This is a genomic window from Paenibacillus radicis (ex Xue et al. 2023), from assembly GCF_024722015.1.
GTDB lineage: Bacteria > Bacillota > Bacilli > Paenibacillales > NBRC-103111 > Paenibacillus_S.
Window position 1 is genome coordinate 24211 of record NZ_JANQBD010000016.1, and the last position, 23802, is coordinate 48012.

The following is a 23802-nucleotide window of genomic DNA, read 5'->3' on the forward strand; positions in this document are numbered from 1 at the left end:
GGGCGTCATCTATGAGCTTGTCCAAGCTGGTTTATACGCCGCTTAATTATATAGGCTGGGGGTCATTGGAGCAGCTGTGGCCGGAGGTGGAGAAATACTCACCATCGCGAATTTTACTGATAACGGATTCAATCCTTGAGAAACTAGGTATGATAGAGCCCATCACTTCAAGGCTGAGGCAACAGGGCTATGACGTAGTCGTGTTTACGGATGTAGTCCCGGAGCCTCCGCTTGAGGTGGGCGAGAAGCTGGTCGCTTATACGAGGGAAGGCAATTATGAGCTGGTCATTGGCGTCGGTGGGGGCAGTGCTTTGGATTTGGCAAAGCTGGCCGCGGTGCTGGCCACGCACGAAGGTAAGGTTGCCGAATATTTAAATTTGACGGGAACGAAAAAGCTTTGTAATAAAGGGCTGCCCAAGATTCTGATTCCAACAACGTCCGGTACAGGCTCCGAGGTGACCAACATTGCGGTTCTTTCGCTGGAAACGACCAAGGATGTAGTGACGCATGACTATTTGATGGCTGATGTGGCTATCGTCGACCCGCAGCTTACTGTATCGGTTCCGCCGGGTGTTACTGCTGCAACCGGCGTGGATGCACTGACGCATGCTATTGAAGCTTATATTTCTGTGAATGCCAACCCTATCACGGACGGTCTGGCACTGCAGGCGATCCGACTAATTAGCAGCTCGATTAGGAAGGCTGTGAAAAACGGGCAAGATCAGCAGGCGCGAATCGATATGAGCTACGGCAGCAATATAGCCGGAATCGCTTTCTTCAACGCCGGGGTAGCCGGCGTTCATGCGCTGGCTTATCCGCTTGGCGGCCAGTTTCATGTCTCGCATGGGGAATCCAATGCGGTGCTGCTGCCCTATGTGATGGGTTATATCCGCAGCAGCTGCACGAAACGGATGGCAGATATTTTACAAGCCATGGGAGGCTATGCCAGCTACTTGTCAGAAGAAGAAGCCTCGCGCAAATGCGTAGATGAGCTGGAGCGATTAGTTAGAGATGTAGGCATTCCGAACACATTGCGTGGATTTAATATTCCTGAAAGCGCATTGGAGAGCTTGGCGGAAGACGGAATCAAGCAGAAGAGGCTTCTGGCCCGAAGTCCTCTTACTCTTCATAAGGAAGATATACGAACCATTTACCAGTCGGCCTTTGATGGGATCATTACAGAGCCGGAGATGACATCTTAATAAACCAAACAGGTGAAGAGTACGTATAAACGAGATTTTTGCTGGAATTCAGTTTAGACGGTTTTCTTATCAGAATATATATGTTTTGGGGTGAGCGAAGCTTACCCCTTATTTCAATTTGCATAGGATAGGCTGACTGTAATTGCAAAATTTTTTTGAAGCTGGCCCATATGTTCTTTTACACTTATTAAGGAGTCTGATAGGATAGAAGCAAGAATAGGTCTATTCCATAGCAAAGATAGGATGAAGCAGACATGGCAAATCAGACGAAGGTTAGTCATTATATAAAAATTAAAGAAAGTCTCGATGCGAAGATGAAGAGTGGCGAGCTTAAGCTAGGTGATCGTTTGCCTGCGGAAATAGAGCTGGCCCACCAATTTCAAGTGAGCCGGGAAACGGTTCGCGCTGCGATGAAGCAGCTGGAGCTGGAAGGCAAGCTGGACGTGAGAAAGGGGGTTGGGCGCTTTGTGAAAAGGCCGTTAAGCTCCATTCCAAGCAGCATTGACCGGTTCACTTCGACCGAGGAGATTATCCGTTCAGCGGGATTGGTGGAGGGCCAACTGGAGCAGTATATCCGGACTGAGCCTTGCCAAGAGGAATGGGCGCAATTTTTGAAAATTCCGCTGGGCAGTCCTGTGATTGTTAATGAGCGGACCCGAACCGCTAATGAGGAGCCGGTTGCCCATAATATTAATATTATGCCTCTAGCCTTGGTCGAGCAGGCTTTTCAAACAAAGACCTTTACCGGCTCCTTGCTCCGATTTCTTGAAGTCGAATGCGGCATCCGGCTGACGGGTGCGAATACGGAGCTGGTCGTTCCCCATCATACAGATCCCATATGCCGCAAGCTTCAAGTGAAGCGAGACACGACTGTGCTGATGATGAAGCAAATTCATTTTGATCAGCAGCATATGCCCGTGTTGTTTTCGTATGACTACTATCGTAATGATGTGTTTCAGTTCTGGGTGAACCGTCGGCGTTAATCCGATTGGAGAAACGCTAACTTAATAATTTCTTCGTATATAAATGACATACTGTTAACAAACCCCTTCTATACTAAGAAAAGAAGATGTCTAGACAGCACTTCTATTATTCGAAAAGGGTGGGGAATATGAAGAAAATCATGAACGTGCTGTGTGCTCTGACGGTTACGACCGTAGTATCGGCTGGCTGTGCAACGAATAATGCTGCGCCTAGCACTTCTGCCGTTACTGGCGGAACGAATGCAGCAGCTCCTGCTGCGGTGGCACCCAAGAAGTATGAAATCAATCTGGCAACAGCCGGAGATACGAACATGACCGATCTACAGGAGAAAAATGTGGTCGGAGAGTTCCAAAAGAAATATGCCGGGTCTCAAGTTCGCGTCGTCAACTCAGGAGCAGGGGATGGCGGAACACAAAAAATATTCGAGAAGTTAAAGGCGCAAAAAGATGCAGGCAAGACAGAGTGGGATATCGATCTCGCAATTGTGCATCAAAGCGGTATGCAGCAGCTCATTGATAACAATCTTCTGGACAAATGGGTGCCGCAATCAGCCAACAAGCAGTACGTAGTTTCCCCCGATAGCAAAAACAGCTTGGGCACCAATGTGGAAGGCTATGTCATTCCTCTGTTCCACAGTCAGGTCGCCTTTGCTTTTAACCCCGATAAAGTAAAGCAATTCCCTGCTACTTTCGAAGAATTAACAGCTTGGATCAAAGCTAATCCCAAACGATTTGGATATAACGGCATTCAAAACGGTGCAAGTGGAGTTGCTTTTGCCACTGCCTATACATATTGGAAATCAGGCGATTACAAAACAATGAGCCAAGGCCCTTTCGATGCAGCATTGGAGCAGAAATGGCCAGCTATTCTTAAAGAGCTCAAAGCACTGCCGGTTACTTACACGAATGGTAATAATGGAACGCTGGATATGCTGAACCGCGGTGAGATCGACATGGGGCCTGTATGGGTCGATATGTTTAACTTATGGGTGGATGAGGGCCGTATGAATCCTAACTATGGTCTGAAAATCCTCGATCCGGGTATGCCTGGTCAGCCGATGTACGTGGTTATTCCGAAAAATGCCAAAAATAAGGAAGCTGCCATACTATATGCCGATTTGCTGACTTCTCCAGAAATTCAAGCTAAAGTCATCGTCGAGAAAAACAGCTGGTATCCGGGTATAGACGCGACAGTTGTGCTGCCGAATGTTAGTGAAGCGGGTAAGAAAAAGCTGTTCAAGGATATTACAGCAGACGACCTGAACAAACGGGGTCAGTCGTTCCCGATTAATACTTATTTTGACCATCTGAAAACGGCCTATGAGAAAAACTAATTCATCCGCCACCGTTCTTTGGCACAAAGCAGCAGGAGTGGGACTCGCCACTCCCGCTCTTGCCGTTGTCGCGCTGCTTTTTGTGTATCCATTTGTTCTCTCCTTTATTTCAAGCCTTCGTTCACAAGATGATGTCTGGACGTTTGCCAATTATGCTGAAGCAATTTCTTTATATGGCGGCGACTTAGTGTTTACACTTTGGGTTTGTTTAGTCAGTCTCGCTTTGCTCATCGTATTCTCCGCGATGATCGGTGGCTTTCTTCGGTTAGGCGCCTACCCTGTGCTGGAATTTATATTTAAAATCCCCTTGTTTGTTCCGTTCGTCGTTGTAGGGCATGCCATGCGGGTATTTCTGGCTCCACATGGTACTCTCAATTCGGCGATTGCCATAACAGGCTGGTTTAATCCGGATATGCTGCCATCCTTTGCATTCACTACGTTTGGCCTCATAGCCGCTTTGGTATGGAAAAATCTCGGTTTGGCATTGCTTTTGGTGCTGGGCGGCTTCCGATCGGTGAATGAAGGCATGCTGGAAGCAGCGCGTGGAATGGGAGCGGGCAAGCTGAGGTTGATCTGGCATTTTCTCGTTCCTATGAACAAAAGCAGTATTGGTGTTATGGCGGTGCTAACCTTCACATCCATGTTGGGCTGCTTCTCCATACCGGCAATGCTCGGCAACGCAGGCGGTAAGCAAATGCTAATGATGGATTTATACCATCAAAGCGTCTATCAGCATAATTACGGATTAGCGAATGCCATTGGCGTTATTACCTACATTGCTTCTATGGGAGCTGCCATTTATTACTTAAAGGGGTTGGCGAAGAAATGAACAAAGTTATTTCGGCAACTGCTTCTAATGGTTCGCTGGGCAGGCTGGATAGAAAAGCGCCTGTCGTCCGCATGACGCGTCGCCTGCTGATTTATGCGGCAGCAATATTTTTCATTTTTGGCCCTCTCTCGAGCCTCGTTTTATGGTCGCTAGCGGAGAAATGGTTCTGGCCTAACCCGTTCCCGAACGCTTGGGGATTCAAATATTGGAATCAAGTATTCGAAGGTAAAATGCTCGCCTCTCTCGGACTAAGCTTCGTTATTGCGATTGTGGTCACCCTGCTCTGTTTGGTTCTAACCGTTCCTTTATCCTATTTAATAGCCCGTAACCGGCTTCCTTTAAAGCATATTATTTTGCTGCTGTTTTTATTGCCTCAGGCATTTCCACAGCTTCCGGTTTTTACGAATGCTATGGTTTTTCTCTATCGTTTTGATCTCGTAGGTACGCTGACGGGTCTGACCCTGATCCATTTGGTAGGTGCCATCGTATTTTCCGTATGGACACTGGTATCCGTTTTCCAATCTGTTGCAGAATCGATGGAAGAGGCCTCGTATATGTTGGGTGGCGGCAAAGTGTACACTTTTTTTCATGTGGTGCTGCCGATGGCTACTCCGGGGATTATCGCCGGTTCGTTATTGGTTTTTCTATATTCGTTGGATGAATTTACTGGAAGCTTATTAATTGGAGCTCCTTTTCATATTACGATGCCGGTCTTTATGTACAATGCTGCAAATGGCTATGAGATGCAGGTCGCATCGGTAACTTCTGTGTTGTTGATGATACCCGGGATCGTATTGCTGTTTTTCCTGCAGCGGTTTATGCGTTCAGAATATTTGGCTGCATTCGGGAGGGTATAAGATGGGCATCACCATTCAAGGCTTGAATAAGCGTTACGGTAAAAAGAGAGGGATTACGGACATTAACCTGCAGCTGCCTGTAGGCGGGTTAACGGCTATCGTTGGGCCAAGCGGATGCGGGAAAACGACGCTTTTAAGGACACTCGCCGGATTTTTGACGGCCGACGAGGGCAGTATCCTGTTCGGGAACCGCGATGTGACTCATACTACGCCCCAGCAGCGGAAGGCGGCTATGGTTTTCCAGCATTATGCGCTCTGGCCGCATATGAGTGTGTTCGATAATGTGGCTTATGGTCTTAAGCTGCAAAAGGTTGCCAAGCAGGATCGTGAAACCCGAGTCCGTGAAGTGTTGGAGAGGGTGGAGATCGATACGTCGGATGTGACCACCCGTTATCCGCAGCAATACTCCGGTGGACAGCAGCAGCGCATTGCCTTAGCACGGGCATTGGTCGTGCAGCCTGAGGTGCTTTTGCTCGATGAGCCGTTATCGAACCTCGATGCGAAGGTGCGTCAGAGGCTTCGGGTTGGTATTCGGAGCATCCAGCAATCTTTTGGAATTACCGCCGTCTATGTCACCCATGATCAGGAAGAAGCATTATCGATGGCGGATTATGTTATTGTCATGAATGAAGGCCGAGTAGAGCAAGCAGGAACACCGGAAGAGATTTATCGGCAGCCCTCCACCTACTTCACAGCTCATTTTCTCGGAGAAAGTCATACGCTTTCTCTTTATCGCAATGGTATGCTGCAAAGACTTGTCATTCGCTCGGGTGACTCCAAGATAGAGCCGGTCGTCGAGGCTGTGCTGCATGCTCATGCGGCTGGGCATATAAACCAGGCTGGAGAAGGCAAGCAGCAGGTTCGGGAAGAGGATGGACAGTTTGTTCTGGAAGGCGTGATTCGCCATCACTTATTTATGGGATCGTATTACCGCTATATGGTAGAAATAGAAGGCCAACAAATATTTGTTGACGATGATGCGTTTCTCCAAGCAGGTCCTTGTATCGTGAAGATACCTCAAGCGAGAGCTTATTGGTTCGACATATAAACGGATCAAATCGCTCTTTTTTAAACGAAATACCTGGATTGTCTAACGTCTTGGAAGCAAGTGGAGAAGATGCAGATAAGAGCTTGCGAGTTATTTTCTGAAAAGCTGGAAACGAACCAAAAATTTACAAAAATGAAAAGGAGCTTTGCCTACATTCGGCAGGCTCCTCTTTGTGTTATACGGAGTCATCGCTGCTAATTGAACGGCTCACTTTTATTTACAGACGATGAATTGAATCGTTTTATATGCCGAGCTCCGTTTAGTATTTATTTTTTGAAAAGCATATTGACTTATATAAAATAATACATACAATAAATAAGTATAGTAATACTATAAGCTAACTTGGTTTTATTCGTCGGTAGGTAACATTCGTAAGGCGCCAAAATGTTGTCTCGTTTATGTACAAAGGGGGAATTTGGATTCACTATTAAAGCGTGACGTTCTACTTATAGAAAGTTCTGTTTTTATTTGAATCCTTGGAGGTAGTTTTGGCATGAATCAGAAAACATTAATCATAACTTTGGGTGCGTTGGCAGTCGCAATCAATGTGATCGCCGGTACTGTTATAGGAAGTTTGAAAATTCCGTTCCTTTTTCTGGATACGATTGGTACTATCTTTATTTCTGTCATCTTTGGTCCTTATTGGGGAGCACTTGTCGGTGTTCTTACCAATCTGGTGTTGGGCGTTACGAAGTCATATACATCCATTCCCTTTGCTCTCGTCAATGCGATTGTTGGGCTTGTAGTCGGATTTATCTCGATCAAGCGCGGATATAATCTGGGTAATTCCATTGTCGCCGGTATTATTCTTGGCATCTTGTGCCCAGCTGTAGGGACAGTGATCGCTATAGGAGTGTTTGGCGGATTGACGGGAGGCGCGCAGGATATTGCCGTATTATGGCTTAAGCAAGCAGGATCCAGCGTATTCGCCTCTGCATTTTTGCCGAGATTGTTCGATAACTTAATTGATAAAATTTTATCTGCGGTCTTGATTTATTACGTAATCAAAAGTATTCCTCAGTCGCTGCTGAAACGGCCTAATTTTAAACAAGCCACCAAAGGGGCTACTCATGAAGCGAAATAAGAAAATTATCGTAACCTCTCACTGCGTGCTGAACCAAAACGCGGTGGTCGCTGAGAAGGCACGGAGCAATGGGGTAATGACCGCTGTTGTTGAATGGTCTCATGAGCAGGGCTATGGAATTATTCAGCTTCCCTGCCCCGAGTTTACATTTCTCGGACCTGAGCGTCCGCCAATGACCGTTGAACAATATGATACACCCGATTTTCATGCGCATAACCGTAAAATACTGGCACCTGTCATTGAGCAATTAAAGGTTTATCAAGATCACGGGTACACTATCGTAGGGGGGCTGGGCATAGCAGGTAGCCCCTCTTGCGATCCCGGGAAAGGTGTATTTATACAGGATTTGCTAGATATGGCCAGGGAAGCAGATGTCCATATTGATTTCTTCTGGCAAATTCCTAACACGGTAGAAGGGACCTTTGATCCCACAGATGACAAAAGCATTTTTGGTCCTGTAGCATCCCGTCGGGAAACATCGAATTCTTCACGGCAAGCAACTGATCTGAACAACTAGAAAAGGCGGTGGGGAAATCATGATTTGTATTCGCGATGTTTCCTTCTCCTACTTCGGGGGCGAAGCGGATCGTTGGGCTTTGCGAGATATTGACCTTGACATTAAGCAGGACGAATTCATTGCTTTTCTGGGTCCCAATGGTTCCGGAAAGTCGTCTTTATCCAAGCTGCTTAACGGTATCGAATGGCCAACGGAAGGATCAATCACAGTGGATGAATTGTCTACGACTGATCCGGCAGATATTCCCTCCGTTCGCAGATTGGTCCAAATCGTTTTCCAAAACCCTGAAAACCAACAGGTGGGAGTAACGGTAGGAGAGGATATCTCCTTCGGTTTATCCAATATTGGATGGCCGCATCACGATATTCGCAATCGAATCCGCTGGGTGTTGGATTTGGTTCAATTAAATGTAGATGAGGATCGACTGGTAAGCCAACTATCGGGCGGGGAGAAACAAAAACTGGCGCTTGCTTCAGTCCTTGCACTTTCCCCGCGATATTTAATTTTGGATGAGTCCACTTCTATGCTCGATCCTATTGCGAGGAGTCAGTTTGTTGATACGCTGCATGCAGCGCGTAAAGAGCATCCTTTTGCTATTATTTATATTACTCATCATCTTGTGGAGGTTCTGCATGCGGATCGCCTTGTCTTGTTTAAGGAAGGGCGTATCCATCAAATCGGTAAACCTGATGATATTTTGACTGATGAAGATCTGTTGACATCTTGTGGATTGGAGCTCCCCTTTGACCGAAGTCTTGCTCTATCGCTCCGCAAAGCGGGGATCCCCATATCTGTTTCTCCAAGTATTGAGGAATTGAGGAAATGGCTATGAACATAGAACTGGCGGAAGTTTCCTTTAGTTACGAGAGACGCAGCAGGAAAGCGAAAGCTACGGATACTCCCTGCATATTAGAGCAGGTGAATATTGCTATTCGAAGCGGTGAAATGTTAGCAGTCGCCGGGAAGTCGGGATCAGGCAAATCTACCTTCATGCAATTGATCAAAGGATTTTTGAAACCCACCTTCGGAAACCTGCTTTTGGACGAAACGAATCCCTTTACTGCAAAGCGTCCCGAGCTCTTTGACCGGGTCGGATTTATTTTTCAGTACCCGGAACATCAGCTCTTTTCGGTAACGGTAGCGGAGGATGTTGCTTTCGGGTTGCGTCACAGCGGATATACCCCCGAGGAGAAGGAAGCGAAAGTAAAGTATGCGATGGAAGCAGTCGGTCTGGATTATGATGCATTCGCAGAGCGAAGTCCCTTTGAGTTAAGCGGCGGAGAGAAGCGACGGGTTGCCATTGCGGGCGTCGTGGTCCTTGAACCGGAGATGATCATTCTGGATGAGCCTACGGCTGGTCTGGACTATCCCTCCAGAACTTCTTTGTTCGACATGCTGCACCGTCTAAATAAGGAGCAAGGGACGACGATTTTATGGGTTAGCCACCAGCTCGAAGAAATGCTGGAGCATGCATCGAGGTTATTAATTATCAAGGATGGTACTATTGTAGCTGACGGCTCGCCGCAAGACCTGCTCTCCAACCAAATGCTGCTGGCGTCTCTGGGCTGGGAGAAGCTTCCCGCCTTGGAGCTGCGCGAATTATTATTGGAAGTGTGCGGTATTGAAGTGAATCGCCCGTATAAGATCAGTGAAGTCGCTCCGTTACTGATCAGTCTATTCAAGAAAAAGCAGCAATCAACGGGAGAGGAAAGCTTATGTCATCCATAGCCAGCTATCTCATTTATCAGAAGAAGGATTCCTTGCTGGAGCGCTGGGACCCGAGAATGAAAATAATCGCCTCCTTGTTGTTTGGATTAGGTCTTTTATTATCTCACAATCTGGAGATGAAAAGCTTGCAGCTTGTCCTGCTTATCGCCTTATGGGCGGTTGCTAAGCTGTCTTGGCGTGTGCTGGCTTTCACGTGTCTTTCCTTATTGTTGTTTTTTGCTTCAACAATGATCTATCAATCTATGCTGCTCACGAAACCAGGGGAAGTAATGATCCATTGGGGCTATGTGGATTTTTCTTATGAAGGTGCGATAAAGGGTATCACGATGTGCGAACAAATATTGGGAATCGTCATCCTCTTGTCCCTTGTTGTGAGAACAACATCGCCTATTATATTGGCGGAAGGCATGGAGCTGCTTTTGAACGGTTTCAAAAGGTGGAAAGTTCCCGTTCATGAGGCTGTTATGATGTTTTCTATTGCCTTGAGATTTCTCCCGCTGCTGCTGGAGGAATTCGATAAAATCCAAAAGGCGCAAACTGCACGTGGAGGAGGCTTTCACCGTAGAGGCGTATTGACTCGTTTTCGTGGAGTTCTCCCGATGCTGGTACCTTTGTTTGTACTTGCGATTCTGCGCGCCAAAGACTTAGCAACTGCAATGGAATCTCGTTGTTACCTGGGTGATAAAGGGCGGACGCCCATTCGGATATACCGATTCGAGCTTCGGGATTATCTCGTCTTGTTAGTATCCGTCATAATGCTGGCCTTATCTATTTTACAATAATTAATGAGCAATCGTTCAAAAGAAAGAGGCATGCTGCTAATGCAGTGCGCCTCTTTCTTCTAATCTGCCACGAGAAATGCCTGTGAGGCTTATGGGGAGGGCCGCCGATTTTTCATGAATGATTATTCAAATAATTACTAATTATAGAGGAAGGTGCTAAATAATGCGCTAGAAGGCAAATGAGAAAAGGCAGGTATTCGGATGCGATTTCAAAATAAAGTAGTTATTGTTACTGGTGGAGCGAGCGGAATCGGGGAAGAGACGGTGCGCTTATTCGCGGCAGAGGGAGCTAAAGTAGTCATTGCTGATTTCTCTGATCGTGGCGTACAAGTTTCGCGAGAGCTTAACGATCAGGGCCATGATACCTTATTTGTAAAAACAGATGTTACTAAAGAAGCGGATGTTCAAGCCATGGTTCACGAAACCGTCCAAAAGTATGGCAAGCTAAACATTCTGTTTGCCAACGCAGGCATCGCAAATGATGCGCCAGCTCATCAGCTGTCCTATGAACAGTGGCAAAAAACAATCGATATCAATCTATCGGGAGTTTTTCTTTGTGACAAATATGCAATTGAACAAATGCTGGCGCAAGGCACGGGCGGGGCGGTCGTGAATTGCGGTTCGATACATAGCCATGTGGGCAAAAGCGGAGTAACCGCATATGCTTCCGCCAAAGGTGGAGTCAAGCTGCTAACGCAAAGCTTGGGAATCACGTATGCTAAAGAAGGTATCCGCGTTAATGCCATTTGCCCTGGCTATATAGATACCCCTCTGATTGCAGGAAGGAATGAGGCTGTTAACCAGCACCTCATCAGTCTGCATCCAATCGGTCGGCTTGGAAAGCCGGTGGAGGTTGCAAGGGCTGTGCTTTTTCTTGCGAGTGATGACGCGTCTTTCATTACAGGCACCAGCCTTCTCGTAGATGGCGGCTACACGGCTCAATAAAACGAGGACTGCCTCACCGTTTTCTCAAGGCGCGACAATAATTGTGGATTGGCTACGCAAAGGCTCACCTCCATGCTATTAAACCCGTTCGGTGAGCGGGTTTTTTCCAGTTAGGCTGTTGTGAACGAACGGTATTGTTTCATCTCATTTTGCTGCTTCTTGTTGACATTAAATAAAAAATCGAGCTATTATTATATAGACCGATTGGTATAATCAAAAAGGATGTGGAACAATGGTAAGTCAAAAGCAAAGCTCTAGAGATAATATTTTAGCTACCGCGTCTCGACTTTTTGTAACTCAGGGCTATCATGGTACTGGCCTGAATCAGATCATCAAAGAAAGTGGAGCTCCCAAGGGTTCTCTTTATTACTATTTTCCTGAGGGAAAAGAAGAATTGGCTCTTGAGTGTATCAAGCATATCCGTAATCTTCTGATGAATAAATTTAAGGAAAACTTTTCAAAACATGAGAGTTCTATTATAGGAATTCAAAATTTTATTAGAAATTTGGCAATAGATGTTCATAGAGATGGGTATGAAAATTTCCTCCCATTAGGTTTTTGGGTTGCCGCTGAGACCTCTACGGTGAGCAGTGCGTTAAGAAATGAATGCCAGCTCGTGTTTGCAGACTGGAATGCCATGATTGCTGAGAAATTGATGGAGGAGGGATTTTCAGAAGAGAAGGCTCATAGCTTAGGTATGGTTATTATCAGTATGATGGAGGGAGCTACCATATTAACAATTACCCGACAAGACAATCAACCGCTGCTGCAAGTCGCTGAGCATGTGCTTACACTTTTAAGGAGATAACTTGTGTAAGGCTTCTTTGTTTAAATTATATAGAACGATCTACTTATTTTTAAGTATATAGATAAATAAAAGGTATATTGGAGTGGAGCAGTGTTTATGAATTCCCAAAAGCAAGAAACGCAGAAGAAGATTCGTGTTATCCCTATATTAATTGCTTTTCTTATTAGTGGATTTATTGGATTATTTAGTGAAACAGCCTTAAATATTGCGTTATCGGACTTGATGAAAATGTTTAATGTTACTTCTGCATCTATACAATGGCTTACGACAGGTTACTTACTGACCTTGGGGATTCTGGTTCCCATCTCAGCATTTCTTATCCAGAGATTTACGACAAGACAGCTGTTTCTAACTTCGCTCGGCTTCTCCATAATCGGCAGTTTGGTTGCTGCGATGGCTCCGAATTTTGAAGTGTTATTGACAGCGCGAGTGATTCAAGCAATTGGGACAGGGATCATGTTACCGTTAATGTTCAACACCATATTAGTTATTTTTCCTCCTGAAAAGCGGGGGGCCGCTATGGGAATGATTGGTCTTGTAATTATGTTTGCGCCCGCAGTCGGACCAACTGCCGCGGGTTTTCTAATACAGGCACTAAGCTGGCACTGGATTTTCTGGATTTCGGTATTATTCTTGGCTATTGCTCTATTTACTGGAATCGTTTATATGCAGAACATGTCTATAACGACCAAGCCTAAGGTTGATTGGTTATCCATTATGCTCTCTACTATCGGCTTCGGTTGCGTTGTTTTTGGATTCAGCAGAGCAGGTGAAGGTTCGGGGGGCTGGGGGCATTCAGAGGTTATCCTATCCATAATCGTGGGAGTCTTGGCTCTTATAGTGTTTTCAATTCGACAATTGCTTATGAAGCAACCGATGTTAAACCTGCGGGTTTTTAAGTACCCTATGTATACGATTGGTTTAATAGTTGTTTTTGTATCTATGATGATCATACTAGCTTCCATGCTGGTTTTACCGATGTATTTGCAGGCTGGAATTGCCGTATCTACGTTAGCAACGGGTTTGATCTTGCTTCCAGGTGGTGTTATCAATGGAATTATGTCACCCATTACCGGAAAGTTATTTGATCAATATGGACCTAAGTGGCTGGTTATTCCAGGGCTTATTGTTATAACGGTGGCGCTCTGGTTTTTCTCAACTTTAACTACAGCTTCTACCATTACTTTGGTTGTTCTGCTTCATTGCATTCTGATGTTCGGTATATCGATGGTTATGATGCCTGCGCAAACAAATGGTTTGAATCAGCTTCCACGTGAGCTATACCCGGATGGAACAGCAGTTATGAATACGATGCAGCAAATTGCTGGAGCTATTGGGACTGCGGTTGCTGTAAGTGTCATGACGGCTGGTCAGGAAAGCTTTATGAAAAATATGCTGAATCCAAAGGATCCTTCTTCGATTTCAGAAGCACTGACTTCCGGAGTCCAAAATGTTTTTATTTTCGTGATGTCGGTCTCCATTGCCGGTTTGATTGCTGCTCTATTTATTAAGCGAGTTCAAACCACAAGCCGGCCCTAAGTCCGCTTCATTATGCCTCTCCATGCATTCTTGCTCGTTTATACTAACGTTCGGGAAGGGCCATTGTATCCGCCGCTCGGCTGCAACGGGTTCGGGGTGCATTTTTTTAAACTGTTTTTAAACTTGCTATGATATTCTCCAATTGTGCACAAAAATCTTGCACCCGCTATGGTTTGGATAAGGAGTGAAGTGTATAGAGAATGTCGTCTTTAAAGCAGCAAGTTTATAACAACGGATAGCAAGCTAGTAAGTTCAAAGGAGTTACTAATATATCACAGGGAGAGAGAAATTACATGAAAAACACTTTTAAAAAAATAGCATTAGCCGGACTCTTGAGCTTGTCCATTTTTGGCACATCCGCAGTTGCTTTCGCCGATGCATCCATGGACTTTAAAGCAACAGGCGTATCCTATGATGAAAACAATGTGTTTACTCTTAAAGTTGAAGCTACAAATACTGGCGATAAAAGTATTGAAACTGTCGATAAAGTAGTTATCGATCTGACATTAGGCAACGATGCAGGGGATACAGCAGCATACGAACTGACTGCCACTGGGGTTTCCGTTCACTTGGCCCCAGGCGAAAGTAAAGAGGTTGAAATTACATTCTCCGATATTCCATACTTCGTAGACGCAACAACATATGATGCTGTTGAGAAGGATTGGGAGTTCACTTATTTCGAAGATGCTTCAACCTCCGGAACTGAGGAGTAAAAAGATTTTCGGTAAAGTGTTTTGACTAACCACGGTTCAGAGTAATGAACCCTTTCCATGATTTAGGGCACCCATTAATGGGTGCCCTAAAAGTTTTGCCTCCAATATGATATGCTGAATCGTACTATAAATGACGGCAAGTTTTTTCGTTCAGAGGAAACTGGTTTTCTACACAACGATAGTGAAAAAGCAACAGCCCCTCAGCCGTTTTGGAGGAAGCGGGTTCAGAAAAATGCTTCGTTAATGCAAACAATATTTCTCAAGGGTAGCAACAAGTGAAGACGGAAGGTCGATTTCAATTTCATCCTCAGTACAGCTGCCTCCGGGGACATGAATACCTTTGGAGGACAAGCGTTCGATCTGTGACGCCATTCGAGCGGAGAAACCGGGAACGAGTAGTTCGGGATTCAGGGCCACAATGAACAGGCCTACACCAGGCGAGCGACTCCCATCCTCAAAGGATGGAGCATCAAGTGACCAGTTCGCACCTGTCGTACCTGCGGCGAGTACTTCAACCATAAGTGCGATATTAGCACCACGAGCACCCCCGAAAGCAAGCAAAGCCCCCTTGATCGCTTCACGCGAATCCATTGTGTTTTGTCCCTTCCCATCGATGGCCCAGCCTTTGGGGATCATCTCCCCCCGCTCTGCCGCCCGCCGAATATTGACAAACGCCGTGGCGCTAGATGCTTGGTCGATAACCAAGGGTGCCCTGTTGTCGACAGGCGCAGCGAATGCGAGCGGGTTAGTGCCATAAACAGCCTCGCTGCTCTGTCCCGCAGCCATTAAAGCAGATCCATTGGTCGCAGCCAGTGCTACCAATCCTTTACGGGCAAGCCGCCTTACGTAATAGCCCAACTCTCCAGCCGTATAGCTGTTTTGTAACGAAAATACGGTTACACCATAAGTGCTTGCCCGTATTAGCAATTCTTCGAATGCACGATCAAAACCAAGTTGGGCGATACCCCCCTTGGAATCGACTTGAATAAGAGCAGGGGCTGGAAAGAAGATCACAGGCTCTTCTATGCGATTAATGCGACCATACAAAAAACCGTCCAGATAGTCGGGAAGATGAGCAAATCCAACCGAACTCCGACCCGAACATTCCGCAGCGACAGTTGCTTCAGCCAGAGAGATTGCCATCGCTTTGCTTGCACCAGCGGCAACACACACACGTATAGCCAACTCTCTTGCACTGTTAAGATCATATCGCATTAATTTCATCACGCCCCCGGCTGAATCTCCTTCTATACATGTAAATACACGTTTTTATAATTATATCATGGAAATATCTTAGCGCAGACAATCCATCGTGAGCCCATATTGTAATAATTAACGAATGTTTCCACTGAACGCTGCGCCCTAATACCTTTTTTCGCAGATAGACCCGTTAAGCTGAATCGTATCGAAGAAATGAACATGTGTTGATTTATTGACGCATCAGCTTGGAATCTTTAGGCAGCAGAAGCGCGAATAAGCCAAGCAGCGGAAGGAAGGCACATATTTGAATCATAAAGGCAACTCCAGTCTGATCTATCAGCCAGCCGAGTACGACTGAGCCAAGTCCGGCCATGCCGAAGGACAACCCGAAAAACAGACCGGCTATCGTTCCCACCTTGCCTGGGAGCATTTCTTGTGCGTACACGATAATGACGGAGAAGCCTGACATCAGGATGGCGCCGATTGCTAAGCATAATAAGAACGATCCAGTTGGGCTAGCGTAAGGCAGCCATATGGAGAATGGCGCCGTTCCGAGAATCGAAAACCAGATGATTTTTTTTCTGCCGAAACGGTCAGCTAGCGGACCTCCCAGTAAAGTGCCGACCATTCCAGCGAATTGCAGAGCAAACAGGGAGATCTGGGCCTTTTCCAGCGGCAGCTGATATTGCTCCATGAAATAAAATGAGTAGTACCCGGTCATACTTGCCAAATAAACGAACTTGGAAAACAGCAGGACGATCAAGGTGCTCAGCACGAAAAATACAAAGCCTTTGGATAGCGTTTGGTCGTTATTAGTAGAGGTACGCCGTTCCGCTCTATGCAACAAACGGGTCTGCTCACCGTACCATCGGCTCACATTCCATTGAATGATAATGCCTGCAACGGCAAGCAGGGTGAACCATAGAAATCCAAGCTGCCCCTGCGAAGTCAGGATAAATGCAACCATCAGAGGTGCGAGTGCCTGACCGGTATTGCCTCCGACCTGAAAGATGGATTGCGCGAGCCCCCTGCCTTTGCCTGCTGCAAGGTGAGCTACGCGTGAGGATTCGGGATGCAGCACCGAGGAGCCAACACCGATGAAAGCGGCAGAAATAATCAGCATCGCTAAACCAGGGGAGAAAGCAAGACCTATCATGCCAAGCAGAGTAAATACCATGCCCAATGGCAGCAAGATCGGCATTGGCTTACGATCCGTATAATACCCGATTAGCGGTTGAAGCACCGATGCGGTCAAGTTGAGGGTAAACGCAATCCAACCGATCTGGGCGAAGCTGAGCTGCATCGATTTCTGAAAAATCGGGAATACGGCAGGAACAACGGACTGCATTGCATCATTCAGCAAATGCGCTAAACTGACCCCGATCAGCATCACATTGGCAGCTTGTTTGGCTGTTCCGGCTGTTGCGGGTTGAGACATCATGATCACCTTTTTCTTTTTCTTCCCATCTTATAGAAGCCAAGGGTGGGTTGTCTTCGCAATTATTGCTCCGAAAAAACGCAATTTTTGATATAATGAAAAAGGGTGAGAGCAAATGATCGTTCAAATAACCACGCCACAGTTAGAGTTATGGCGTATTGAAGGGGAGTTCGTCAACCTCCCGCATTTCCATGATAACGAGTATCAGATTACCATCCCGATTTATGGATCATGCTTGTTGACGCAGGAAAACAAAAATTACAGGCTGGTTGATGGGAGCGGGCTTGTACAGCATCCTCAGGATCATCATTATTTCGAGATAGGGACGCAGTCGAGCGTACTTGTTTTTAAAATCAACCAAAACAGCCTGAAGGAGCTTGCCAGAAGCGAGGAGATTGAATTTGCCCTGCGGCAGCAGTTCGACCCTTCCTTCCTGAGTGAAAAGTTCCGCAAATGGATGAGTGCGCTGCTGGCTTACGATCCTACAGATCGTTTGGCGCAAGAAGAGATGGAGTCACAGGTGCTTTATTATTTATACGGTGCACTCTCCGGAAATCATAAAAGCAATACGGATCTTATCGAACGAGCCTCCTTGGTCAGCACCGATCCGTTTATGGGAAATGTATTGGAATATATCCATGCACAATACACGAATGAGGTCGAGATTGATACGCTTGCTTCTATAGCGCTGCAAAGCCGTTATCATTTTATCCGATCCTTTAAAGCGGCATTCGGCGTGACTCCGTATCAATACGTGCTCCGGCTGCGGATGGACGAGGCCAAGCTGAAGCTGCAAAGATCAGGCATGTCTATTACGGACATCAGCCTTAGCCTGGGCTTTTCAAGCGTCAGTCAATTTTACAGAGCTTTTGTGAAAGCGGTCGGATCCACACCTGAGCAGTTTCGAAACTCCTTCAACTAAAATGCAGGGTAGGCAATGAGTTGGTTTGGAGAAATAAAGATGAAGAAGCTAACCGGCTTTAGCAGCGGGTTAGCTTCTTTAATGTTCGTTTGAAAATCAGGTTTCGAACAAGACCTGTCCTGTCTGTGATAAGTCGTAGCCTTGAATAGGGCGCAGCTCATTATGGAAGGCCGCCGATTGCAATACTTCCTTCACCTTCTCAATCCATTCAAGGTTTTCCGGTTTTTTTAACATCACAAGGTCGTACCGTTCTTGGATAAGCGGTATAAAATCAACAGCCCCTACCATATAGGCAGCTTTTTCAATACCTACTCCGAAATCGGCTTCACCGGAGGCGACTTTCCCTGCCACGCCCATGTGATTCGATTCTTCTTGCTCATAACCATCTAGCAATTGATGTGAAATTCCATGGAGACGAAGCTGCTCATCGAGCAGAACACGTGCGCCGGAGCCTTTCTCACGATTTGACAGCCGCAGTCCGGGCTTTCTAAGATCGGCCCAGCCGTACAGCTGTTTAGGATTTCCTTGCTCCACATACAGTCCGGCCCTTCTTGCCACAAGATTTACAACCAGATAAGTGGAGCCTATTAACAGCTTTCGGATATAGGGAAGGTTATATTCACCTGTGTCCCCGTCGAGAAGGTGAGTGCTGACAATATCGGATTCACCCTTATACATTGAAATTAAGCTGTCAAGGCTCCCTACATAAGAACGGAGCGGTCTATAGTAGGGTACTTTTCTCTCCAGGTGTTTAGCTAGAATATCAAGGCTAACGTCTTGGCCGGTAATAACAAGAGAATTTTTTGTATTTGGCCTTGTCTGCATTTGCTGCTGTACAGCCGTATCGGCTTTGGGCACGTAGATTTGGCCGCTTTTGGCGCGTGTTTTATATGCATCCAGATCCGAGGCGTCTACACGCATTTGTTTGCCGACACGATAGGCGGGAAGATCGCCTTTTTTTATGAGATCATATACGGTAAGCTTGGAAATTTTTAAAAGCTTGGAAATTTCTTCGGTTGTATAGGAAATGTCAGCTGTCATTGTCGTCCTCCAGAGGGGCTTGATCCAATATAATCTATCATAAGCCGATGGATTATGTATTTCAATCCTTATTGTTTACTAAAAGAAGATGGTTTTATATAATAATGGAAATACTAATTAGTTCTAATTATATATAAATATATCTATTTTAGATTCGGAGGAGAATGAATGTTGAATTTGAGTAAGTTTAACCATGTTTTGTTGGTGTTCTCTGTGGCATCTATTTTATTTTCAGGCTGTGCCAGCCCCAAGGAACAAACCCCAGCAAGCCCGCCACCGGCACCGGCACCTGTATCTCAACCAACGCCATCAGCACCGGTTGAAAAGGTGGAGCTCACCATATCGGCGGCAGCCAGCTTAACCGATGCGTTAAAAGAGATTCAAACCAATTACGAGGGCAAAAACAAACAAATTAAGCTGAATTTTAACTTTGGAGCTTCAGGTGCCTTGCAACAGCAAATCGAGCAAGGAGCTCCAGCGGACTTATTCTTATCTGCAGCTACGAAAAATATGAAAACCCTCGTTGACAAGCAGCTGATTGACGCTTCACAGCAAAAAAATCTTTTAATCAATGAATTGGTTGTCGTTACACCGGATGATGGCAAAATAGCCATTCAAAAGATAGAAGATTTAACCAACGAAGCTATCAAACATTTAGCGGTGGGTGAACCTCAGACCGTTCCTGCCGGCAGCTATGCTAAAGAGGCGTTGACCAGCAGCAAGCTGTGGGATTCGCTTCAACCTAGAATCGTACAAGGCAAAGATGTGCGCCAAGTGCTTACCTATGTAGAGTCTGGGAATGCAGAGGCCGGTTTTGTGTATAAAACAGATGCGCTGACCTCCAAAAAGGTTAAAGTAGCTTTTAGTGTGGATTCCAAGCTGTACACACCCATTGAATACCCTGCAGGTATTGTAAAATCAACCAAGCATAGTAAGGAAGCCGCTGATTTCTACACCTATTTACAAAGTAAAGAATCGCAGGATGTATTTGTAAAATATGGCTTTACTGTCCCTAAATAAGTATGGAGCCGATCAACTGGAATGAGTTTTTTTCCCCTATTCTGCTTTCCTTAAAGGTTGCTGTCGTTTCCAGCGTATTTGTTCTTTTGTTTGGTGGATTATTGGCGTGGGCGATGTCTCGCAGAAGCTTTAGAGGAAAAACGTTAGTAGAAACTATTTTTCTATTGCCCTTGGTGCTGCCCCCGACGGTTGTCGGATTTATCCTTCTAGTTATTTTTGGGAAAAAGAGCTGGATCGGGCAGCTAATGGAAACTTTTTTTGCTCAGTCTATCATTTTCACATGGGGGGCTGCTGTGATCGCCTCGATTGTAGTAGCTTTTCCTTTGGTGTATCAAACGATGAAGACGGGACTCGCTTCCGTCGATAGTTATCTGGAAGATGCAGGAAGGTCGATGGGAGCCAACGAGTGGCAGGTTGCACGATATATAACCTTGCCCTTGGCGTGGCGTTCGGTTACCGCGGCGTACATACTTGGTTTTGCAAGAGGGTTAGGGGAATTTGGCGCGACGCTCATGATAGCAGGAAATATCCCTCATAAAACACAAACTTTGCCTACAGCCATCTATATTGCAGTTGAATCCGGAAACCAGACGCTCGCTTGGTACTGGGCAGGAGCCATTATCTTCATCTCTATGGTATTGTTGCTGATTGTAAACCGCAAAGCGAAGAATTGATTAACTAGAAAATATAAAATAAATAACGCATCCATCCTTTGCAGGATGGATGCGTTATTTTTATGCCATATGAAAGGCTTTTAATTGCTGAATTTCTCTTCGAGTTCTTTAGGCAATTCAGGAGAATAATAGCTCCAGCTGTTAATTCCTACGCCAACAAGAGATACAACTGCCAAAGTAACAAAGTGGATTGAAGACAACATAAGCTTTTTCATGAGTTTTCCCTCCTTTCAAAAATTAAGAATAGTTTCTCAAATAAAGGGGTAATGGAAAGAGCTTGAAAAAAGAATGTTAACGCAATGGTGTAGGAGTATAAAAATGAACTTAGTACTACCATTGCTATAGCAACCCACTTTAGATGTCTAAAGTTGTGTGGTTGTAAACGAAAAAAGCGCTTAATATTTTTGGGTGCATAGAGATATAGGAATATAACGGAAAGTCCTTGAAGAAGAATAAAGATACCAGGCAAAGCTGCTATATGTACATGCGACAGGATCAGGAAAATGACAGCGGTCAAAATACTACAGCCAAGACCTGACGCCAAATGGACTCCACCGCTTACTACTCTTAGGAGCATAACAGAGATTATTACTATAACGGCTGTTTTTAGTTCTCCCGTAAAAAAACAGACTAGCAGCGTGAATAGTATAGTAAGTACCATATTGAAAAAAATTTTAAAAGAAAAAGAGGTAACTTCCAAAGAATATGAATTCGGATTGTGCTTGACGGAGTACTCAGCGATACGGAGCGATAATTTATCAATAATGTTCACGGTTATCTCCTAAACGTTTGTATTTATCATTTAGGACTTTTCTATTATACCTATAGGCCAAATATACAACAATATAGGAAGTAAATACAAGTGATAATGCAATAATAATATGGAGAATTCCAACTTTGGTAGAATACATGGTGCTCGTAATGATTAATATAAGTAATCCGGTCAGTAATAAGAAGGAAAGAAGCAGAAATTGCTTATTATATGTAGGTTTCGAAAACATCTTGGGTATGACTAAACCTAATTTCCTGCTTTCTAAGAAATAAGCAACTAGAAATATTATGGCCGATACGCCCAATAAATAAATATTTCTTTCAGTATCTGAAAGTACGTGATTAGTTAGGCCTTGAAGCAAATCTCCAATTAAATAGGCAGCAAACTCAAGTCCTACACCAACCATTGCTGATAGTATCCCAATAAGTGTGCTTAACCATATCGTAATGTGATAAATAACAGCAAAGGATATGATCCAAAGAAGAATAATTACAAAAATACTTGCCAGCGGATTTTGCCAGAACGTATTTATATAACCCGAAATGCAGGCGCTAATAAGTGAGATACTTAATGCTTTTATTCGTCTCGGATCGAGGTATCTTGGAATACGGAATAAAGCGTTCACAAAAGTAATACCTGCAAGAAATTCTATAAATGAAAAAAAGATATTTATAGTGATATTCACACGAATTCACCCGCCTCTAGGAATAAATATAATACTAATATATCATATTCGACAAAATTCACTAGTGAAAATTTACTGTTTTGTATAGGGATATTGTCCTTATTATTGGGCAATGCACTCTTTATACTGCTTTTTACCAACTACTGGATTAGCTGGTTTTTACAAACCAGAAGACTCCTAATCATATGATCTGGAATAAGAGGGGGAAGCTGGAAATGGCCTTAACCCGACCTGAGATTGTGTGCTCCCCCGTCTGGAGTCTGGGCTTCAGAACCGCCGCCGGTCTGTTTTCCTGGCATCACATATGCGGAGGAATAGCGGAATTTCTCGGAATTAGCCCTACTCTAGTGAGGTTGTTGATGATTATTGCAGGTCTATGCAGCTTTGGAACAACCGTGATTGTATATTTCATCGCAAGCTTGTTAATCCCCAAGCAATCCTATGTACAGTCCTATCATTCAATCTAACTCGATCCATGCTGCCGCGGTTGCAGCAGATGAGGTTCATATGGTGGAACAGCTTACAAGGTGAAGGAATAACGAAGCTTTGCTACAAAATATATCCACAGATTTATGCACAGTATACACAGCAATAAAAACCTTGTTGTGTATAAGTTTCAAGACATTTGCCAACATATCCACAGAACGAGATATCCACATCAGATTTCCAATAGCAGACTGTTAACTATTCGTAAGGGATTGACGGCACAGTGCACAGTAAACGACCATTCTCAGCCATAAGGCGTGTGGATGGTCTTTTTAATGACTAGTGAAAGCAGCATTTTGGGACCGTCGACCCAAATGTTGAACCGCAGAATTTGCATCAAACCGTTCAAGTACTTTAAACTAAAGACGAGTGTTAAAATGCAGTTAGTTGAAGAAAATATGATATGAAGTAAGGAAGGAACCAACGTGATGATCCAACTTCCAATAAATCAAATAAAACAGTTTAAAAATGAAATAACCCGATTCATGATGATGTATAAATTTGCTCTGGATGAAATGGAAACGAGAATTGAAATTCTAGTGGAAGAATTCCAGTTTTTACACGAATACAATCCTATAGAGCATACCAAATCTCGTTTAAAGTCTCCGGAAAGCATCCTCAACAAGCTTTATAGAAAGGGGGGCGACATTTCGTTCCCCAGCATTAGAAACCATATTAAGGATATTGCCGGATTGCGGATCACTTGTTCGTTTATATCGGATATTTACGTGATCAGTGAGCTGCTAAAAAATCAAAGCGACCTTAATGTCCTGGAAGAAAAGGACTACATCAAGAATCCAAAGCCGAACGGTTATCAAAGCCTTCATTTGCTGATCGAGGTACCTGTTTTTATGTCTGATCGACAAGAACGGGTATGCATGGAGGTTCAGATTCGAACGATTGCGATGGATTTTTGGGCAAGCTTGGAACATAAAATCTATTACAAGTACAACCTGAGCAAACAGACGGTACCGGCGCGGCTTCTAGAAGAATTAAAAGAGGCTGCAAATGCTGCATCTGCTCTGGACAAGCAAATGGAGCGTCTTCATAAAGAAATAGAGGAAATCAAAGAGGAGCAAGCGGAGATGTCCGATGAAGCATTGAATCGAATCATCATTAATAATCAGCAGTTTGCGCTGCCTAAGGGGCTGCTGGAGCTCATCGATAATGGAAACAGCAAGTTGGGCCAATAAAG

The 23802-nt window shown here is 44.9% G+C and carries 26 protein-coding genes; 20 read left to right on the forward strand and 6 right to left on the reverse strand.

What is annotated here, in order from left to right:
* The first annotated feature begins 11 nt into the window (after positions 1–11).
* The 15 genes from NV381_RS21125 to NV381_RS21195 all read left to right on the forward strand — a co-directional run bounded on the left by NV381_RS21125 (position 12) and on the right by NV381_RS21195 (position 14369).
* Positions 12–1202, forward strand: coding sequence for an iron-containing alcohol dehydrogenase (locus NV381_RS21125; protein WP_258215266.1), 1191 nt, complete (start codon positions 12–14; stop codon positions 1200–1202).
* A 254-nt stretch (positions 1203–1456) separates the two neighbouring features.
* A complete protein-coding gene (locus NV381_RS21130; protein ID WP_258215267.1) occupies positions 1457–2185 on the forward strand; it encodes a GntR family transcriptional regulator in 729 nt (242 codons plus the stop codon).
* A gap of 128 nt (positions 2186–2313) precedes the next feature.
* Entirely contained in the window at positions 2314–3519 is a 1206-nt protein-coding gene (locus tag NV381_RS21135) for an extracellular solute-binding protein (protein ID WP_258215268.1), read from the forward strand.
* Positions 3506–4348: an ABC transporter permease gene (locus NV381_RS21140; RefSeq protein ID WP_258215269.1), complete on the forward strand. Its 843-nt coding sequence runs from the start codon at positions 3506–3508 to the stop codon at positions 4346–4348. The genes NV381_RS21135 and NV381_RS21140 overlap by 14 nt, the downstream gene beginning before the upstream one ends.
* Positions 4345–5205 (forward strand): ABC transporter permease, encoded by an 861-nt coding sequence (locus NV381_RS21145; protein ID WP_258215270.1) that lies wholly within the window; start codon positions 4345–4347, stop codon positions 5203–5205. Before NV381_RS21140 ends, NV381_RS21145 begins: the two co-directional genes overlap by 4 nt.
* 1 nt (position 5206) lies before the next feature.
* The gene (locus NV381_RS21150) at positions 5207–6253 is read left to right on the forward strand and encodes an ABC transporter ATP-binding protein (protein WP_258215271.1); all 1047 of its coding nucleotides are present in this window, start codon (positions 5207–5209) and stop codon (positions 6251–6253) included.
* A gap of 493 nt (positions 6254–6746) precedes the next feature.
* A complete protein-coding gene (locus NV381_RS21155) occupies positions 6747–7337 on the forward strand; it encodes a CD3073 family putative ECF transporter S component (RefSeq protein WP_258215272.1) in 591 nt (196 codons plus the stop codon).
* Positions 7324–7854 (forward strand): CD3072 family TudS-related putative desulfidase, encoded by a 531-nt coding sequence (locus NV381_RS21160; RefSeq protein ID WP_258215273.1) that lies wholly within the window; start codon positions 7324–7326, stop codon positions 7852–7854. The genes NV381_RS21155 and NV381_RS21160 overlap by 14 nt, the downstream gene beginning before the upstream one ends.
* A gap of 19 nt (positions 7855–7873) precedes the next feature.
* A complete protein-coding gene (locus NV381_RS21165) occupies positions 7874–8686 on the forward strand; it encodes an ATP-binding cassette domain-containing protein (protein WP_258215274.1) in 813 nt (270 codons plus the stop codon).
* Positions 8683–9582, forward strand: coding sequence for an energy-coupling factor ABC transporter ATP-binding protein (locus tag NV381_RS21170; protein WP_258215275.1), 900 nt, complete (start codon positions 8683–8685; stop codon positions 9580–9582). Before NV381_RS21165 ends, NV381_RS21170 begins: the two co-directional genes overlap by 4 nt.
* Positions 9570–10364, forward strand: coding sequence for an energy-coupling factor transporter transmembrane component T family protein (locus NV381_RS21175; RefSeq protein ID WP_258215276.1), 795 nt, complete (start codon positions 9570–9572; stop codon positions 10362–10364). Before NV381_RS21170 ends, NV381_RS21175 begins: the two co-directional genes overlap by 13 nt.
* 201 nt (positions 10365–10565) lie before the next feature.
* Complete coding sequence (locus NV381_RS21180; protein WP_258215277.1) at positions 10566–11309, forward strand: SDR family NAD(P)-dependent oxidoreductase; 744 nt, start codon at positions 10566–10568, stop codon at positions 11307–11309.
* A gap of 232 nt (positions 11310–11541) precedes the next feature.
* A complete protein-coding gene (locus NV381_RS21185; RefSeq protein ID WP_258215278.1) occupies positions 11542–12117 on the forward strand; it encodes a TetR/AcrR family transcriptional regulator in 576 nt (191 codons plus the stop codon).
* A 96-nt stretch (positions 12118–12213) separates the two neighbouring features.
* On the forward strand, positions 12214–13656 hold the full coding sequence (locus tag NV381_RS21190) for a DHA2 family efflux MFS transporter permease subunit (protein WP_258215279.1): 1443 nt from the start codon (positions 12214–12216) through the stop codon (positions 13654–13656).
* Positions 13657–13949: 293 nt separating this feature from the next.
* Positions 13950–14369, forward strand: coding sequence for a hypothetical protein (locus NV381_RS21195; protein ID WP_258215280.1), 420 nt, complete (start codon positions 13950–13952; stop codon positions 14367–14369).
* Between the two features lie 240 nt (positions 14370–14609).
* On the opposite strand, the gene NV381_RS21200 is transcribed toward NV381_RS21195, so the two are convergent.
* Both NV381_RS21200 and NV381_RS21205 read right to left on the reverse strand, forming a co-directional pair.
* Entirely contained in the window at positions 14610–15593 is a 984-nt protein-coding gene (locus NV381_RS21200; protein ID WP_258215428.1) for an Ldh family oxidoreductase, read from the reverse strand.
* Between the two features lie 205 nt (positions 15594–15798).
* The gene (locus NV381_RS21205; RefSeq protein WP_258215429.1) at positions 15799–17007 is read right to left on the reverse strand and encodes an MFS transporter; all 1209 of its coding nucleotides are present in this window, start codon (positions 17005–17007) and stop codon (positions 15799–15801) included.
* A gap of 115 nt (positions 17008–17122) precedes the next feature.
* On the opposite strand from NV381_RS21205, the gene NV381_RS21210 reads away from it, so the two are divergent.
* Positions 17123–17929, forward strand: coding sequence for a helix-turn-helix domain-containing protein (locus tag NV381_RS21210; RefSeq protein WP_258215281.1), 807 nt, complete (start codon positions 17123–17125; stop codon positions 17927–17929).
* Positions 17930–18025: 96 nt separating this feature from the next.
* Here NV381_RS21210 and NV381_RS21215 read toward each other — a convergent pair whose 3' ends face one another.
* A complete protein-coding gene (locus NV381_RS21215) occupies positions 18026–18970 on the reverse strand; it encodes a helix-turn-helix transcriptional regulator (protein WP_258215282.1) in 945 nt (314 codons plus the stop codon).
* 168 nt (positions 18971–19138) lie between these two features.
* Here NV381_RS21215 and modA point away from each other — a divergent pair, with 168 nt between their 5' ends.
* Positions 19139–19990: a molybdate ABC transporter substrate-binding protein gene (modA, locus tag NV381_RS21220; RefSeq protein WP_258215283.1), complete on the forward strand. Its 852-nt coding sequence runs from the start codon at positions 19139–19141 to the stop codon at positions 19988–19990.
* Positions 19991–19992: 2 nt separating this feature from the next.
* Positions 19993–20664, forward strand: coding sequence for a molybdate ABC transporter permease subunit (gene modB / locus NV381_RS21225; protein ID WP_258215284.1), 672 nt, complete (start codon positions 19993–19995; stop codon positions 20662–20664).
* An 80-nt stretch (positions 20665–20744) separates the two neighbouring features.
* Here modB and NV381_RS21230 read toward each other — a convergent pair whose 3' ends face one another.
* Genes NV381_RS21230 through NV381_RS21235 form a run of 3 tightly spaced genes read right to left on the reverse strand, consistent with a single transcriptional unit; the run spans position 20745 to position 22121 of the window.
* Positions 20745–20879, reverse strand: coding sequence for a hypothetical protein (locus tag NV381_RS21230; protein WP_258215285.1), 135 nt, complete (start codon positions 20877–20879; stop codon positions 20745–20747).
* The gene (locus NV381_RS38510; protein ID WP_379365900.1) at positions 20876–21436 is read right to left on the reverse strand and encodes an accessory gene regulator B family protein; all 561 of its coding nucleotides are present in this window, start codon (positions 21434–21436) and stop codon (positions 20876–20878) included. Before NV381_RS38510 ends, NV381_RS21230 begins: the two co-directional genes overlap by 4 nt.
* Entirely contained in the window at positions 21423–22121 is a 699-nt protein-coding gene (locus NV381_RS21235; RefSeq protein ID WP_258215286.1) for a hypothetical protein, read from the reverse strand. Before NV381_RS21235 ends, NV381_RS38510 begins: the two co-directional genes overlap by 14 nt.
* A gap of 215 nt (positions 22122–22336) precedes the next feature.
* Between NV381_RS21235 and NV381_RS21240 the strand changes: the two genes are divergently transcribed.
* Positions 22337–22588: a PspC domain-containing protein gene (locus NV381_RS21240; RefSeq protein ID WP_258215287.1), complete on the forward strand. Its 252-nt coding sequence runs from the start codon at positions 22337–22339 to the stop codon at positions 22586–22588.
* Between the two features lie 447 nt (positions 22589–23035).
* Positions 23036–23800, forward strand: a complete 765-nt coding sequence (locus NV381_RS21245) for a GTP pyrophosphokinase (RefSeq protein WP_258215430.1) — start codon at positions 23036–23038, stop codon at positions 23798–23800.
* The last annotated feature ends 2 nt before the right edge of the window (positions 23801–23802 follow it).

What these genes read in the sequence shown, in the direction of transcription:
- NV381_RS21155 (WP_258215272.1), top strand. Translation starts at nt 6,747, where the DNA reads ATGAATCAGAAAACATTAATCATAACTTTGGGTGCGTTGGCAGTCGCA.
- NV381_RS21145 (WP_258215270.1), top strand. Translation starts at nt 4,345, where the DNA reads ATGAACAAAGTTATTTCGGCAACTGCTTCTAATGGTTCGCTGGGCAGG.
- NV381_RS21160 (WP_258215273.1), top strand. Translation starts at nt 7,324, where the DNA reads ATGAAGCGAAATAAGAAAATTATCGTAACCTCTCACTGCGTGCTGAAC.
- NV381_RS21205 (WP_258215429.1), bottom strand. Translation starts at nt 17,007, where the DNA reads ATGTCTCAACCCGCAACAGCCGGAACAGCCAAACAAGCTGCCAATGTG.
- NV381_RS21165 (WP_258215274.1), top strand. Translation starts at nt 7,874, where the DNA reads ATGATTTGTATTCGCGATGTTTCCTTCTCCTACTTCGGGGGCGAAGCG.
- NV381_RS21195 (WP_258215280.1), top strand. Translation starts at nt 13,950, where the DNA reads ATGAAAAACACTTTTAAAAAAATAGCATTAGCCGGACTCTTGAGCTTG.
- NV381_RS21240 (WP_258215287.1), top strand. Translation starts at nt 22,337, where the DNA reads ATGGCCTTAACCCGACCTGAGATTGTGTGCTCCCCCGTCTGGAGTCTG.
- modB (WP_258215284.1), top strand. Translation starts at nt 19,993, where the DNA reads ATGGAGCCGATCAACTGGAATGAGTTTTTTTCCCCTATTCTGCTTTCC.
- NV381_RS21215 (WP_258215282.1), bottom strand. Translation starts at nt 18,970, where the DNA reads ATGACAGCTGACATTTCCTATACAACCGAAGAAATTTCCAAGCTTTTA.
- NV381_RS21190 (WP_258215279.1), top strand. Translation starts at nt 12,214, where the DNA reads ATGAATTCCCAAAAGCAAGAAACGCAGAAGAAGATTCGTGTTATCCCT.
- NV381_RS21175 (WP_258215276.1), top strand. Translation starts at nt 9,570, where the DNA reads ATGTCATCCATAGCCAGCTATCTCATTTATCAGAAGAAGGATTCCTTG.
- NV381_RS21150 (WP_258215271.1), top strand. Translation starts at nt 5,207, where the DNA reads ATGGGCATCACCATTCAAGGCTTGAATAAGCGTTACGGTAAAAAGAGA.
- NV381_RS21180 (WP_258215277.1), top strand. Translation starts at nt 10,566, where the DNA reads ATGCGATTTCAAAATAAAGTAGTTATTGTTACTGGTGGAGCGAGCGGA.
- NV381_RS21210 (WP_258215281.1), top strand. Translation starts at nt 17,123, where the DNA reads ATGATCGTTCAAATAACCACGCCACAGTTAGAGTTATGGCGTATTGAA.
- NV381_RS21245 (WP_258215430.1), top strand. Translation starts at nt 23,036, where the DNA reads ATGATCCAACTTCCAATAAATCAAATAAAACAGTTTAAAAATGAAATA.
- NV381_RS21130 (WP_258215267.1), top strand. Translation starts at nt 1,457, where the DNA reads ATGGCAAATCAGACGAAGGTTAGTCATTATATAAAAATTAAAGAAAGT.
- NV381_RS21140 (WP_258215269.1), top strand. Translation starts at nt 3,506, where the DNA reads ATGAGAAAAACTAATTCATCCGCCACCGTTCTTTGGCACAAAGCAGCA.
- NV381_RS21200 (WP_258215428.1), bottom strand. Translation starts at nt 15,593, where the DNA reads ATGAAATTAATGCGATATGATCTTAACAGTGCAAGAGAGTTGGCTATA.
- NV381_RS21230 (WP_258215285.1), bottom strand. Translation starts at nt 20,879, where the DNA reads ATGAAAAAGCTTATGTTGTCTTCAATCCACTTTGTTACTTTGGCAGTT.
- NV381_RS21125 (WP_258215266.1), top strand. Translation starts at nt 12, where the DNA reads ATGAGCTTGTCCAAGCTGGTTTATACGCCGCTTAATTATATAGGCTGG.
- NV381_RS21170 (WP_258215275.1), top strand. Translation starts at nt 8,683, where the DNA reads ATGAACATAGAACTGGCGGAAGTTTCCTTTAGTTACGAGAGACGCAGC.
- NV381_RS21135 (WP_258215268.1), top strand. Translation starts at nt 2,314, where the DNA reads ATGAAGAAAATCATGAACGTGCTGTGTGCTCTGACGGTTACGACCGTA.
- NV381_RS21185 (WP_258215278.1), top strand. Translation starts at nt 11,542, where the DNA reads ATGGTAAGTCAAAAGCAAAGCTCTAGAGATAATATTTTAGCTACCGCG.
- modA (WP_258215283.1), top strand. Translation starts at nt 19,139, where the DNA reads ATGTTGAATTTGAGTAAGTTTAACCATGTTTTGTTGGTGTTCTCTGTG.